This is a genomic window from Cytobacillus spongiae (genome assembly GCF_021390075.1).
On the sequence record NZ_CP089997.1, the window covers coordinates 93,156 to 108,543 of the forward strand.

The window sequence follows — 15,388 nt, forward strand, 5'->3', positions numbered from 1 at the left end:
CATGCTTAAAATTGGCGATATCACAATGAAAAACCAAGTCGTTTTAGCACCAATGGCAGGTGTTTGTAACTCCGCCTTCCGACTAACGGTTAAAGAGTTTGGAGCGGGTCTGGTCTGTGCGGAAATGGTAAGTGATAAAGGAATAGTTCTTCAAAATGCAAAAACAATGAATATGCTTTACATTGATGAGCGTGAAAAGCCTCTTAGCTTGCAGATATTCGGTGGAGAGAAAGAAACGCTTGTTGAAGCTGCTAAATTCGTTGATCAAAATACAAATGCAGATATTATTGACATAAACATGGGATGTCCAGTTCCGAAGATTACAAAATGTGATGCGGGAGCTAAATGGCTATTAGATCCGAACAAAATTTATGAAATGGTTTCCGCTGTTGTTGAGGCAGTAGACAAACCGGTCACAGTAAAAATGAGAATGGGCTGGGACGATGAACACATTTATGCAATCGAAAATGCTCAAGCCGTAGAACGTGCTGGTGGACAGGCAATAGCGTTACATGGTAGAACGCGTGTGCAAATGTATGAGGGAACCGCTAACTGGGAGATCATTCGTGATGTAAAGCGAGCAGTAGACATCCCAATTATCGGTAATGGAGACGTTCAAACACCACAGGATGCGAAGCGTATGCTTGAAGAAACGGGCTGCGATGGCGTAATGATTGGGCGTGCAGCTTTAGGGAATCCGTGGATGATCTACCGTACAGTAAATTACCTAGAATCTGGCGTGTTAATGGATGAACCGTCTATTCGGGAAAAAATTGATGTATGTATTCTACATTTAGATCGCTTAATCGCCTTGAAAAGTGAAAAAGTAGCCATCCGTGAAATGCGAAAGCATGCTGCATGGTATTTAAAGGGAATACGCGGAAATGCGACTGTCAGAAATGCTATAAATGAATGTAACACACGCCAGGATCTTGTAACGATCTTAACGGACCTTGTCGTGGAAACTGAAGAAAAAGATACACAGAAAGAGCTTCAAGTTGGCTAATGATTTGACATATTCAAACAGTTTCACTATAATACCTTTGATATAAAGAAACTGCCAGTTGTTTACTGGCAGTTTTTATTCTATTTTAAACAATATAGGTGTCTCAATTGTTCTAATTGTGTAAAATAATAGAATGTACTACGTTGAATAATCGCAATACTGCGTCTACATACTAGTTTTTGAAAATGGAGTTGATGATCATGAGTCATGAAGAATTAAATGACCAGTTACGAGTAAGAAGAGATAAAATGGAGTCTCTTCGTCAGCAGGGGTTAGATCCATTCGGTAAACGTTTTGAACGCACTCATCAATCACAAGAGCTTTTCAATCAATTCGCGGAGCTTGAAAAGGAAATAATAGAAGAGAAGAATATCTCTGTCACGCTTGCAGGACGAATTATGACAAAGCGTGGAAAAGGGAAAGCAGGATTTGCTCATATCCAAGACTTAACAGGCCAAATTCAAATTTACGTTCGTAAAGATGCGATTGGTGATGAAAGCTATGATATTTTCAATATGGCAGACTTAGGAGATATCATTGGTGTAACGGGAACACTTTTTAAAACAAAAGTGGGGGAACTTTCTATTAAAGTAGAACAATTCGAACTTCTTACTAAATCGTTGCGCCCACTTCCAGAGAAATTCCATGGTCTTAAAGATGTAGAGCAGCGCTATCGTCAGCGTTACCTAGACTTAATCATGAGCCAGGAGAGCAAGAAAACGTTTATCACGCGTAGCATGATAATTCAATCAATGCGCCGTTATTTAGACCAAAATGGATACCTTGAGGTGGAAACGCCAATGATGCATTCAATTGCAGGTGGTGCTTCTGCTCGTCCATTCATCACGCACCACAATGCGTTAGATATGGAATTGTATATGCGTATCGCAATTGAGCTTCATTTAAAGCGACTAATTGTCGGCGGTTTAGAGAAGGTGTACGAAATTGGTCGCGTGTTCCGTAACGAAGGTGTTTCAACTAGACACAATCCGGAATTCACGATGATTGAGTTATATGAGGCATATGCAGATTATCGCGATATTATGAGCCTAACAGAAAATCTAATTGCTCATATTGCTCAAGAAGTACTTGGCACAACAACTGTACCATACGGTGAATACGAAGTAGATCTAAAGCCAGAATGGAAGAGACTTCATATGGTAGACGCTATTAAAGAATATACAGGAGCCGACTTCTGGAAAGAAATGAGTACAGAAGAAGCGAAACAGTTAGCAAAAGAACATAATGTAGAAATTAAAGACACGATGCTATATGGGCATATTGTTAATGAATTCTTCGAGCAGAAGGTAGAAGAGAAATTGATTCAGCCTACATTTATTTATGGGCACCCAGTAGAAATTTCTCCGTTAGCGAAAAAGAACGATGAAGATCCACGCTTCACGGATCGTTTTGAGCTATTTATTGTCGCTCGTGAGCATGCGAACGCATTTACTGAGCTAAACGATCCGATCGATCAACGTGAGCGTTTTGAGGCTCAGCTAAAAGAGAGAGAACAAGGAAACGACGAAGCACATATGATGGATCATGATTTTGTAGAAGCATTAGAGTATGGCATGCCTCCAACTGGTGGTTTAGGTATTGGTATTGACCGACTAGTCATGCTTTTAACGAACTCTCCTTCTATTAGAGATGTTCTACTCTTCCCATTAATGCGCCATCGATAACATAGAGGCAAAGTGCAGATAGTCTGCACTTTGCTTTTTTTATTGCTTAAGAAAATATAAAATTTATCAATTGTTGATAAGCGCTTAGACTTCCAGTTTCAATGCCAAGCCCCTCGAGGTCATAAGGCATATTTAGAGTAGAAGGCAAAGAATACCTTCTATTCTAAAGGGTCTTACTTGCCTTAGCCTAACCAAGGTACACTAAGCTTTGTTCCCTTGAAATGAAAGATCATGTCTTTGCGGTAGAGAATCTGTAATGTAAGGTGCTTAATTAATCATAAGCAAGTATGATTCACTAGTGTTGTGTTTGGTAATGGATAGTTATCTCTTTCTCTAGTCAAAATGATATTTAGTAAGGGCTTTAGGTATAAGTCATCTTAATAGTATAGCGATCAAATGATTGAATATTTTTTCTTTAATAAACTCGTTAAAAACTTCAAGAAAACTATTGCGCCACCTTTTATTCGATGGTATATTATTATCTGTTGCTGCAAGACAGCTACAAACGAGAATAACTTCTAAAAAACATTTTGAAAAAAGATGTTGACTTACGAAGTTGATTCTGGTAACATTATAAAAGTCGCCGCTGAGCGACAGTGATTGTTCTTTGAAAACTAAACGAACCAAAACGTCAACGTTTTAAATTTGTTTTAACTATTGAGCTAATCAATACTCTTTTATGGAGAGTTTGATCCTGGCTCAGGACGAACGCTGGCGGCGTGCCTAATACATGCAAGTCGAGCGGATCTTTAAAAGCTTGCTTTTAAAGATTAGCGGCGGACGGGTGAGTAACACGTGGGCAACCTGCCTATAAGACTGGGATAACTCCGGGAAACCGGGGCTAATACCGGATAATGGCTCCTAACACATGTTAGGATTCTGAAAGATGGCTTCGGCTATCACTTATAGATGGGCCCGCGGCGCATTAGCTAGTTGGTGAGGTAACGGCTCACCAAGGCAACGATGCGTAGCCGACCTGAGAGGGTGATCGGCCACACTGGGACTGAGACACGGCCCAGACTCCTACGGGAGGCAGCAGTAGGGAATCTTCCGCAATGGACGAAAGTCTGACGGAGCAACGCCGCGTGAGTGATGAAGGTTTTCGGATCGTAAAACTCTGTTGTTAGGGAAGAACAAGTACCGTTCGAATAGGGCGGTACCTTGACGGTACCTAACCAGAAAGCCACGGCTAACTACGTGCCAGCAGCCGCGGTAATACGTAGGTGGCAAGCGTTGTCCGGAATTATTGGGCGTAAAGCGCGCGCAGGCGGTTCCTTAAGTCTGATGTGAAAGCCCACGGCTCAACCGTGGAGGGTCATTGGAAACTGGGGAACTTGAGTGCAGAAGAGGAGAGTGGAATTCCACGTGTAGCGGTGAAATGCGTAGAGATGTGGAGGAACACCAGTGGCGAAGGCGACTCTCTGGTCTGTAACTGACGCTGAGGCGCGAAAGCGTGGGGAGCGAACAGGATTAGATACCCTGGTAGTCCACGCCGTAAACGATGAGTGCTAAGTGTTAGAGGGTTTCCGCCCTTTAGTGCTGCAGCTAACGCATTAAGCACTCCGCCTGGGGAGTACGGTCGCAAGACTGAAACTCAAAGGAATTGACGGGGGCCCGCACAAGCGGTGGAGCATGTGGTTTAATTCGAAGCAACGCGAAGAACCTTACCAGGTCTTGACATCTCCTGACAACCCTAGAGATAGGGCGTTCCCCTTCGGGGGACAGGATGACAGGTGGTGCATGGTTGTCGTCAGCTCGTGTCGTGAGATGTTGGGTTAAGTCCCGCAACGAGCGCAACCCTTGATCTTAGTTGCCAGCATTCAGTTGGGCACTCTAAGGTGACTGCCGGTGACAAACCGGAGGAAGGTGGGGATGACGTCAAATCATCATGCCCCTTATGACCTGGGCTACACACGTGCTACAATGGATGGTACAAAGGGCTGCAAGACCGCGAGGTTTAGCCAATCCCATAAAACCATTCTCAGTTCGGATTGCAGGCTGCAACTCGCCTGCATGAAGCCGGAATCGCTAGTAATCGCGGATCAGCATGCCGCGGTGAATACGTTCCCGGGCCTTGTACACACCGCCCGTCACACCACGAGAGTTTGTAACACCCGAAGTCGGTGGGGTAACCTTTTGGAGCCAGCCGCCTAAGGTGGGACAGATGATTGGGGTGAAGTCGTAACAAGGTAGCCGTATCGGAAGGTGCGGCTGGATCACCTCCTTTCTAAGGATATTTACATGAAAGTTGACGCTTATGGTTCGTTTAGTTTTGAGAGAGCAATCTCTCTATAACAAACTCTCTTCTTATTATAGAAGAAAGTGAACTTGTTCCTTGAAAACTAGATAATGAAATATAGAAGAAAAAAGAATTACCGAGTAATCGCCAATCTTAAGATTTTCTCTAAACAAGAAATTAGAAGGTTTCAAGACACGAGCAGGTCGAGGAAGCAACTGAGTGAGCACCGGAATGTACTTACGTACATGAGGAGCGGAGCGAAGGAAGCTGACGAAGAGATGCGATGTGTATTGAAAGCTTATAGGTTAAGTTAGAAAGGGCGCACGGTGAATGCCTTGGCACTAGGAGCCGATGAAGGACGGTACTAACACCGATATGCTTCGGGGAGCTGTAAGTAAGCTTTGATCCGGAGATTTCCGAATGGGGAAACCCTCTATCCGTAATGGGATGGAATCCTTATCTGAATACATAGGATATGGAAGGCAGACCCGGGGAACTGAAACATCTAAGTACCCGGAGGAAGAGAAAGCAAATGCGATTCCCTGAGTAGCGGCGAGCGAAACGGGATTAGCCCAAACCAAGAGGCTTGCCTCTTGGGGTTGTAGGACACTCTATACGGAGTTACAAAGGAACGGAGTAAACGAACAAGCCTGGAAAGGCTGGTCAGAGAAGGTAACAACCCTGTAGTTGAAACTTCGTTCCCTCTTGAGTGGATCCTGAGTACGGCGGGACACGTGAAATCCCGTCGGAAGCTGGGAGGACCATCTCCCAAGGCTAAATACTCCCTAGTGACCGATAGTGAACCAGTACCGTGAGGGAAAGGTGAAAAGCACCCCGGAAGGGGAGTGAAAAAGATCCTGAAACCGTGTGCCTACAAGTAGTTAGAGCCCGTTAATGGGTGATAGCGTGCCTTTTGTAGAATGAACCGGCGAGTTACGATTACATGCAAGGTTAAGTTGGATAGACGGAGCCGTAGCGAAAGCGAGTCTGAATAGGGCGAATGAGTATGTGGTCGTAGACCCGAAACCAGGTGATCTACCCATGTCCAGGGTGAAGTCCAGGTAACACTGGATGGAGGCCCGAACCCACGCACGTTGAAAAGTGCGGGGATGAGGTGTGGGTAGCGGAGAAATTCCAATCGAACTTGGAGATAGCTGGTTCTCTCCGAAATAGCTTTAGGGCTAGCCTCATGTAGTAAGAGTCTTGGAGGTAGAGCACTGTTTGGACTAGGGGCCCCCATCGGGTTACCGAATTCAGATAAACTCCGAATGCCAAAGACTTATCCATGGGAGTCAGACTGCGAGTGATAAGATCCGTAGTCGAAAGGGAAACAGCCCAGACCACCAGCTAAGGTCCCAAAGTATACGTTAAGTGGAAAAGGATGTGGAGTTGCTTAGACAACCAGGATGTTGGCTTAGAAGCAGCCACCATTTAAAGAGTGCGTAATAGCTCACTGGTCGAGTGACTCCGCGCCGAAAATGTACCGGGGCTAAACGTATCACCGAAGCTGTGGATTGACATCTACGATGTCAGTGGTAGGAGAGCGTTCTAAGGGCGTTGAAGCTAGACCGCAAGGACTGGTGGAGCGCTTAGAAGTGAGAATGCCGGTATGAGTAGCGAAAGATGGGTGAGAATCCCATCCACCGAATGCCTAAGGTTTCCTGAGGAAGGCTCGTCCGCTCAGGGTTAGTCGGGACCTAAGCCGAGGCTGAAAAGCGTAGGCGATGGACAACAGGTTGATATTCCTGTACCACCTCTTTTCCGTTTGAGCAATGGGGGGACGCAGGAGGATAGGGTAAGCGCGCTGTTGGATATGCGCGTCCAAGCAGTTAGGCCGGTAACGAGGCAAATCCCGTTACCATAAGGCGGAGCTGTGATGGCGAGGGAAATAAAGTACCGAAGTTCCTGATTCCACACTGCCAAGAAAAGCCTCTAGCGAGGAAAAAGGTGCCCGTACCGCAAACCGACACAGGTAGGCGAGGAGAGAATCCTAAGGTGAGCGAGAGAACTCTCGTTAAGGAACTCGGCAAAATGACCCCGTAACTTCGGGAGAAGGGGTGCTTTTTAGGGTGAATAGCCCTGAAAAGCCGCAGTGAATAGGCCCAGGCGACTGTTTAGCAAAAACACAGGTCTCTGCAAAGCCGCAAGGCGAAGTATAGGGGCTGACGCCTGCCCGGTGCTGGAAGGTTAAGAGGAGGGGTTAGCGTAAGCGAAGCTCTGAATCGAAGCCCCAGTAAACGGCGGCCGTAACTATAACGGTCCTAAGGTAGCGAAATTCCTTGTCGGGTAAGTTCCGACCCGCACGAAAGGCGTAACGATCTGGGCACTGTCTCAACGAGAGACTCGGTGAAATTATAGTACCTGTGAAGATGCAGGTTACCCGCGACAGGACGGAAAGACCCCGTGGAGCTTTACTGTAGCCTGATATTGAATTTTGGTACAGCTTGTACAGGATAGGTAGGAGCCTTGGAAGCCGGAGCGCCAGCTTCGGTGGAGGCATTGGTGGGATACTACCCTGGCTGTATTGAAATTCTAACCCACGCCCCTGATCGGGGCGGGAGACAGTGTCAGGTGGGCAGTTTGACTGGGGCGGTCGCCTCCTAAAGAGTAACGGAGGCGCCCAAAGGTTCCCTCAGAATGGTTGGAAATCATTCGTAGAGTGTAAAGGCACAAGGGAGCTTGACTGCGAGACCTACAAGTCGAGCAGGGACGAAAGTCGGGCTTAGTGATCCGGTGGTTCCGCATGGAAGGGCCATCGCTCAACGGATAAAAGCTACCCCGGGGATAACAGGCTTATCTCCCCCAAGAGTCCACATCGACGGGGAGGTTTGGCACCTCGATGTCGGCTCATCGCATCCTGGGGCTGTAGTCGGTCCCAAGGGTTGGGCTGTTCGCCCATTAAAGCGGTACGCGAGCTGGGTTCAGAACGTCGTGAGACAGTTCGGTCCCTATCCGTCGTGGGCGTAGGAAATTTGAGAGGAGCTGTCCTTAGTACGAGAGGACCGGGATGGACGCACCGCTGGTGTACCAGTTGTCTTGCCAAAGGCATCGCTGGGTAGCTATGTGCGGAAGGGATAAGTGCTGAAAGCATCTAAGCATGAAGCCCCCCTCAAGATGAGATTTCCCATAGCGCAAGCTAGTAAGATCCCTGAAAGATGATCAGGTTGATAGGTCAGAGGTGGAAGCATGGTGACATGTGGAGCTGACTGATACTAATCGATCGAGGACTTAACCAAATAAGAAAGCGAAGGCGACTGTACAACTTCGATAGAAGGTAGGAGCCGTAGCTGGACTAGTCAATTCAATGGCATTACCGTAATTCTTTCTTCTATACATTATCTAGTTTTGAGGGAACAAACCTCAAATTAAAATAGTCTGGTGATGAAGGCGAGAAGGTCACACCCGTTCCCATGCCGAACACGGAAGTTAAGTTTCTCAGCGCCGATGGTAGTTAGGGGCTGTCCCCTTGTGAGAGTAGGACGTCGCCAGGCTTTTATATGGAGGATTAGCTCAGCTGGGAGAGCACCTGCCTTACAAGCAGGGGGTCGGCGGTTCGATCCCGTCATCCTCCACCATATATGTTTAATGCCGGTGTAGCTCAATTGGTAGAGCAACTGACTTGTAATCAGTAGGTTGGGGGTTCAAGTCCTCTCGCCGGCACCATTTTTTGTTCAATATGAATAAATATTAATACATTTGTATGTTAATGTTTTTTGAGCCATTAGCTCAGTCGGTAGAGCATCTGACTTTTAATCAGAGGGTCGAAGGTTCGAGTCCTTCATGGCTCACCATTTTCATAATGCGGGTGTGGCGGAATTGGCAGACGCACCAGACTTAGGATCTGGCGCCGCAAGGCGTGGGGGTTCGACTCCCTTCACCCGCACCATTTAGATACGCGGAAGTAGTTCAGTGGTAGAACACCACCTTGCCAAGGTGGGGGTCGCGGGTTCGAATCCCGTCTTCCGCTCCAAAGGTAGTGCCGGGGTGGCGGAACTGGCAGACGCACAGGACTTAAAATCCTGCGGTAGGTGACTACCGTACCGGTTCGATTCCGGTCCTCGGCACCATTTTATAAATATTGCGCCCGTAGCTCAATTGGATAGAGCGTTTGACTACGGATCAAAAGGTTAGGGGTTCGACTCCTCTCGGGCGCGCCATTTCGGGAAGTAGCTCAGCTTGGTAGAGCACTTGGTTTGGGACCAAGGGGTCGCAGGTTCGAATCCTGTCTTCCCGACCATTTTCTAATATAGATCGGGGCCTTAGCTCAGCTGGGAGAGCGCCTGCCTTGCACGCAGGAGGTCAGCGGTTCGATCCCGCTAGGCTCCACCAAAAAAAAATAAAAAATATATTGACTATGCGAAAATGAAATGTTAATATATAAAAGTCGCTTCTCGGCGATGATGATTGTTCTTTGAAAACTAAACGAACCATAACGTCAACGTTTTAAATTTGTTTTAACTATTGAGCTAATCAATACTCTTTTATGGAGAGTTTGATCCTGGCTCAGGACGAACGCTGGCGGCGTGCCTAATACATGCAAGTCGAGCGGATCTTTAAAAGCTTGCTTTTAAAGATTAGCGGCGGACGGGTGAGTAACACGTGGGCAACCTGCCTATAAGACTGGGATAACTCCGGGAAACCGGGGCTAATACCGGATAATGGCTCCTAACACATGTTAGGATTCTGAAAGATGGCTTCGGCTATCACTTATAGATGGGCCCGCGGCGCATTAGCTAGTTGGTGAGGTAACGGCTCACCAAGGCGACGATGCGTAGCCGACCTGAGAGGGTGATCGGCCACACTGGGACTGAGACACGGCCCAGACTCCTACGGGAGGCAGCAGTAGGGAATCTTCCGCAATGGACGAAAGTCTGACGGAGCAACGCCGCGTGAGTGATGAAGGTTTTCGGATCGTAAAACTCTGTTGTTAGGGAAGAACAAGTACCGTTCGAATAGGGCGGTACCTTGACGGTACCTAACCAGAAAGCCACGGCTAACTACGTGCCAGCAGCCGCGGTAATACGTAGGTGGCAAGCGTTGTCCGGAATTATTGGGCGTAAAGCGCGCGCAGGCGGTTCCTTAAGTCTGATGTGAAAGCCCACGGCTCAACCGTGGAGGGTCATTGGAAACTGGGGAACTTGAGTGCAGAAGAGGAGAGTGGAATTCCACGTGTAGCGGTGAAATGCGTAGAGATGTGGAGGAACACCAGTGGCGAAGGCGACTCTCTGGTCTGTAACTGACGCTGAGGCGCGAAAGCGTGGGGAGCGAACAGGATTAGATACCCTGGTAGTCCACGCCGTAAACGATGAGTGCTAAGTGTTAGAGGGTTTCCGCCCTTTAGTGCTGCAGCTAACGCATTAAGCACTCCGCCTGGGGAGTACGGTCGCAAGACTGAAACTCAAAGGAATTGACGGGGGCCCGCACAAGCGGTGGAGCATGTGGTTTAATTCGAAGCAACGCGAAGAACCTTACCAGGTCTTGACATCTCCTGACAACCCTAGAGATAGGGCGTTCCCCTTCGGGGGACAGGATGACAGGTGGTGCATGGTTGTCGTCAGCTCGTGTCGTGAGATGTTGGGTTAAGTCCCGCAACGAGCGCAACCCTTGATCTTAGTTGCCAGCATTCAGTTGGGCACTCTAAGGTGACTGCCGGTGACAAACCGGAGGAAGGTGGGGATGACGTCAAATCATCATGCCCCTTATGACCTGGGCTACACACGTGCTACAATGGATGGTACAAAGGGCTGCAAGACCGCGAGGTTTAGCCAATCCCATAAAACCATTCTCAGTTCGGATTGCAGGCTGCAACTCGCCTGCATGAAGCCGGAATCGCTAGTAATCGCGGATCAGCATGCCGCGGTGAATACGTTCCCGGGCCTTGTACACACCGCCCGTCACACCACGAGAGTTTGTAACACCCGAAGTCGGTGGGGTAACCTTTTGGAGCCAGCCGCCTAAGGTGGGACAGATGATTGGGGTGAAGTCGTAACAAGGTAGCCGTATCGGAAGGTGCGGCTGGATCACCTCCTTTCTAAGGATATTTACATGAAAGTTGACGCTTATGGTTCGTTTAGTTTTGAGAGAGCAATCTCTCTATAACAAACTCTCTTCTTATTATAGAAGAAAGTGAACTTGTTCCTTGAAAACTAGATAATGAAATATAGAAGAAAAAAGAATTACCGAGTAATCGCCAATCTTAAGATTTTCTCTAAACAAGAAATTAGAAGGTTTCAAGACACGAGCAGGTCGAGGAAGCAACTGAGTGAGCACCGGAATGTACTTACGTACATGAGGAGCGGAGCGAAGGAAGCTGACGAAGAGATGCGATGTGTATTGAAAGCTTATAGGTTAAGTTAGAAAGGGCGCACGGTGAATGCCTTGGCACTAGGAGCCGATGAAGGACGGTACTAACACCGATATGCTTCGGGGAGCTGTAAGTAAGCTTTGATCCGGAGATTTCCGAATGGGGAAACCCTCTATCCGTAATGGGATGGAATCCTTATCTGAATACATAGGATATGGAAGGCAGACCCGGGGAACTGAAACATCTAAGTACCCGGAGGAAGAGAAAGCAAATGCGATTCCCTGAGTAGCGGCGAGCGAAACGGGATTAGCCCAAACCAAGAGGCTTGCCTCTTGGGGTTGTAGGACACTCTATACGGAGTTACAAAGGAACGGAGTAAACGAACAAGCCTGGAAAGGCTGGTCAGAGAAGGTAACAACCCTGTAGTTGAAACTTCGTTCCCTCTTGAGTGGATCCTGAGTACGGCGGGACACGTGAAATCCCGTCGGAAGCTGGGAGGACCATCTCCCAAGGCTAAATACTCCCTAGTGACCGATAGTGAACCAGTACCGTGAGGGAAAGGTGAAAAGCACCCCGGAAGGGGAGTGAAAAAGATCCTGAAACCGTGTGCCTACAAGTAGTTAGAGCCCGTTAATGGGTGATAGCGTGCCTTTTGTAGAATGAACCGGCGAGTTACGATTACATGCAAGGTTAAGTTGGATAGACGGAGCCGTAGCGAAAGCGAGTCTGAATAGGGCGAATGAGTATGTGGTCGTAGACCCGAAACCAGGTGATCTACCCATGTCCAGGGTGAAGTCCAGGTAACACTGGATGGAGGCCCGAACCCACGCACGTTGAAAAGTGCGGGGATGAGGTGTGGGTAGCGGAGAAATTCCAATCGAACTTGGAGATAGCTGGTTCTCTCCGAAATAGCTTTAGGGCTAGCCTCATGTAGTAAGAGTCTTGGAGGTAGAGCACTGTTTGGACTAGGGGCCCCCATCGGGTTACCGAATTCAGATAAACTCCGAATGCCAAAGACTTATCCATGGGAGTCAGACTGCGAGTGATAAGATCCGTAGTCGAAAGGGAAACAGCCCAGACCACCAGCTAAGGTCCCAAAGTATACGTTAAGTGGAAAAGGATGTGGAGTTGCTTAGACAACCAGGATGTTGGCTTAGAAGCAGCCACCATTTAAAGAGTGCGTAATAGCTCACTGGTCGAGTGACTCCGCGCCGAAAATGTACCGGGGCTAAACGTATCACCGAAGCTGTGGATTGACATCTACGATGTCAGTGGTAGGAGAGCGTTCTAAGGGCGTTGAAGCTAGACCGCAAGGACTGGTGGAGCGCTTAGAAGTGAGAATGCCGGTATGAGTAGCGAAAGATGGGTGAGAATCCCATCCACCGAATGCCTAAGGTTTCCTGAGGAAGGCTCGTCCGCTCAGGGTTAGTCGGGACCTAAGCCGAGGCTGAAAAGCGTAGGCGATGGACAACAGGTTGATATTCCTGTACCACCTCTTTTCCGTTTGAGCAATGGGGGGACGCAGGAGGATAGGGTAAGCGCGCTGTTGGATATGCGCGTCCAAGCAGTTAGGCCGGTAACGAGGCAAATCCCGTTACCATAAGGCGGAGCTGTGATGGCGAGGGAAATAAAGTACCGAAGTTCCTGATTCCACACTGCCAAGAAAAGCCTCTAGCGAGGAAAAAGGTGCCCGTACCGCAAACCGACACAGGTAGGCGAGGAGAGAATCCTAAGGTGAGCGAGAGAACTCTCGTTAAGGAACTCGGCAAAATGACCCCGTAACTTCGGGAGAAGGGGTGCTTTTTAGGGTGAATAGCCCTGAAAAGCCGCAGTGAATAGGCCCAGGCGACTGTTTAGCAAAAACACAGGTCTCTGCAAAGCCGCAAGGCGAAGTATAGGGGCTGACGCCTGCCCGGTGCTGGAAGGTTAAGAGGAGGGGTTAGCGTAAGCGAAGCTCTGAATCGAAGCCCCAGTAAACGGCGGCCGTAACTATAACGGTCCTAAGGTAGCGAAATTCCTTGTCGGGTAAGTTCCGACCCGCACGAAAGGCGTAACGATCTGGGCACTGTCTCAACGAGAGACTCGGTGAAATTATAGTACCTGTGAAGATGCAGGTTACCCGCGACAGGACGGAAAGACCCCGTGGAGCTTTACTGTAGCCTGATATTGAATTTTGGTACAGCTTGTACAGGATAGGTAGGAGCCTTGGAAGCCGGAGCGCCAGCTTCGGTGGAGGCATTGGTGGGATACTACCCTGGCTGTATTGAAATTCTAACCCACGCCCCTGATCGGGGCGGGAGACAGTGTCAGGTGGGCAGTTTGACTGGGGCGGTCGCCTCCTAAAGAGTAACGGAGGCGCCCAAAGGTTCCCTCAGAATGGTTGGAAATCATTCGTAGAGTGTAAAGGCACAAGGGAGCTTGACTGCGAGACCTACAAGTCGAGCAGGGACGAAAGTCGGGCTTAGTGATCCGGTGGTTCCGCATGGAAGGGCCATCGCTCAACGGATAAAAGCTACCCCGGGGATAACAGGCTTATCTCCCCCAAGAGTCCACATCGACGGGGAGGTTTGGCACCTCGATGTCGGCTCATCGCATCCTGGGGCTGTAGTCGGTCCCAAGGGTTGGGCTGTTCGCCCATTAAAGCGGTACGCGAGCTGGGTTCAGAACGTCGTGAGACAGTTCGGTCCCTATCCGTCGTGGGCGTAGGAAATTTGAGAGGAGCTGTCCTTAGTACGAGAGGACCGGGATGGACGCACCGCTGGTGTACCAGTTGTCTTGCCAAAGGCATCGCTGGGTAGCTATGTGCGGAAGGGATAAGTGCTGAAAGCATCTAAGCATGAAGCCCCCCTCAAGATGAGATTTCCCATAGCGCAAGCTAGTAAGATCCCTGAAAGATGATCAGGTTGATAGGTCAGAGGTGGAAGCATGGTGACATGTGGAGCTGACTGATACTAATCGATCGAGGACTTAACCAAATAAGAAAGCGAAGGCGACTGTACAACTTCGATAGAAGGTAGGAGCCGTAGCTGGACTAGTCAATTCAATGGCATTACCGTAATTCTTTCTTCTATACATTATCTAGTTTTGAGGGAACAAACCTCAAATTAAAATAGTCTGGTGATGAAGGCGAGAAGGTCACACCCGTTCCCATGCCGAACACGGAAGTTAAGTTTCTCAGCGCCGATGGTAGTTAGGGGCTGTCCCCTTGTGAGAGTAGGACGTCGCCAGGCAATAAAAAAAGCAGCTCAAATTGAGCTGCTTTTTTTGTTAATGAACAAATAGCATAAAGCATATACATTCAAACTTCGGATAAATCCTAAAAAAAGTGAGGAAACGTTCAATGAGAGCGTTTCCTCACTTTTTTTGTTAACGTAGATTAACAAACGTGTATCCACTTCACCTTATTGGTATTTAATGGAGTAGTTGCCAAGAGCATTCACTTTAAAAAAGAGCGAACTCTCAGAAACACAAACCGCTCTACCTTTAGAAACTAAATGATCAAATAAAAAACTCCCTGTTCACTCAAACCTATCCAAACAAACAGAATCTCATACTTTTCATAGGTTTGAGAAGCTAAAGAAATGGGAAAATTGAGAAAGAGTTGTTCGTTGCGTTGACTTACATATTTCATGTATAATTAAAGTCAAATATAGTCAAAGTCAGATAGGGGGAGGCTTAGTGAGGAATATCTCTGATATAATCGAGAGCTATTTGAAAAAGGTATTAGAATTGAGCGAGGAAGAAATTGTTGAGATAAAACGAAGTGAAGTAGCCGATAAATTTCAATGTGTACCTTCTCAAATTAATTACGTAATCAATACCCGTTTTACAATTGAAAAAGGATATATCGTAGAGAGTAAACGGGGTGGCGGTGGTTATATCCGAATTATGAAGGTCCAATCTCACGATGCTGCCCACTTAATAGACCAGTTACTATCGTTAATACAAAATCGAATATCACAGAGCAGTGCAGAGAATGTTATATTACGCTTAGTAGAAGAGGACATCATCAATATGAGGGAAGCAAAGATCATGTTAAGTGTAATCGATCGTTCTGTTCTTTATATCGACCTTCCATACCGTGATGAACTACGTTCGCGAATGCTTAAAGCAATGATTACTACTTTGAAATATAAATAAAGCTTGATGGAGAG

At 47.7% G+C, this 15,388-nt stretch carries 3 protein-coding genes, 9 tRNA genes and 6 rRNA genes; all 18 read left to right on the forward strand.

Features of this window, described 5'->3' with window-relative positions:
• The first annotated feature begins 1 nt into the window (after nt 1).
• The 18 genes from dusB to LS684_RS00560 all read left to right on the forward strand — a co-directional run bounded on the left by dusB (nt 2) and on the right by LS684_RS00560 (nt 15,374).
• Entirely contained in the window at nt 2-1,006 is a 1,005-nt protein-coding gene (gene dusB / locus LS684_RS00475; RefSeq protein ID WP_233809021.1) for a tRNA dihydrouridine synthase DusB, read from the forward strand.
• 200 nt (nt 1,007-1,206) lie between these two features.
• A complete protein-coding gene (gene lysS, locus LS684_RS00480) occupies nt 1,207-2,691 on the forward strand; it encodes a lysine--tRNA ligase (RefSeq protein WP_233809022.1) in 1,485 nt (494 codons plus the stop codon).
• Nucleotides 2,692-3,367: 676 nt separating this feature from the next.
• A 16S ribosomal RNA gene (locus LS684_RS00485) occupies nt 3,368-4,918 on the forward strand.
• A 315-nt stretch (nt 4,919-5,233) separates the two neighbouring features.
• Nucleotides 5,234-8,166: ribosomal RNA gene (locus tag LS684_RS00490) — 23S ribosomal RNA — on the forward strand.
• A gap of 138 nt (nt 8,167-8,304) precedes the next feature.
• Nucleotides 8,305-8,421, forward strand: a 5S ribosomal RNA gene (gene rrf / locus LS684_RS00495).
• A gap of 8 nt (nt 8,422-8,429) precedes the next feature.
• Nucleotides 8,430-8,505 (forward strand) — tRNA-Val (locus LS684_RS00500).
• Nucleotides 8,506-8,517: 12 nt separating this feature from the next.
• Nucleotides 8,518-8,593, forward strand: a tRNA-Thr gene (locus tag LS684_RS00505).
• 52 nt (nt 8,594-8,645) lie between these two features.
• A tRNA-Lys gene (locus tag LS684_RS00510) sits at nt 8,646-8,721 on the forward strand.
• Nucleotides 8,722-8,731: 10 nt separating this feature from the next.
• A tRNA-Leu gene (locus LS684_RS00515) sits at nt 8,732-8,816 on the forward strand.
• Between the two features lie 9 nt (nt 8,817-8,825).
• A tRNA-Gly gene (locus LS684_RS00520) sits at nt 8,826-8,900 on the forward strand.
• An 8-nt stretch (nt 8,901-8,908) separates the two neighbouring features.
• Nucleotides 8,909-8,997: transfer RNA gene (locus LS684_RS00525), tRNA-Leu, on the forward strand.
• A 13-nt stretch (nt 8,998-9,010) separates the two neighbouring features.
• Nucleotides 9,011-9,087, forward strand: a tRNA-Arg gene (locus LS684_RS00530).
• 3 nt (nt 9,088-9,090) lie between these two features.
• Nucleotides 9,091-9,167 (forward strand) — tRNA-Pro (locus LS684_RS00535).
• 16 nt (nt 9,168-9,183) lie between these two features.
• Nucleotides 9,184-9,259 (forward strand) — tRNA-Ala (locus LS684_RS00540).
• A 151-nt stretch (nt 9,260-9,410) separates the two neighbouring features.
• Nucleotides 9,411-10,961, forward strand: a 16S ribosomal RNA gene (locus LS684_RS00545).
• A 315-nt stretch (nt 10,962-11,276) separates the two neighbouring features.
• A 23S ribosomal RNA gene (locus LS684_RS00550) occupies nt 11,277-14,209 on the forward strand.
• A gap of 138 nt (nt 14,210-14,347) precedes the next feature.
• A 5S ribosomal RNA gene (gene rrf / locus LS684_RS00555) occupies nt 14,348-14,464 on the forward strand.
• The 16S, 23S and 5S rRNA genes sit together here with 9 tRNA genes alongside, the layout of an rRNA operon.
• Nucleotides 14,465-14,912: 448 nt before the next feature.
• Nucleotides 14,913-15,374, forward strand: coding sequence for a CtsR family transcriptional regulator (locus LS684_RS00560; RefSeq protein WP_233809023.1), 462 nt, complete (start codon nt 14,913-14,915; stop codon nt 15,372-15,374).
• Nucleotides 15,375-15,388 lie beyond the last annotated feature (14 nt).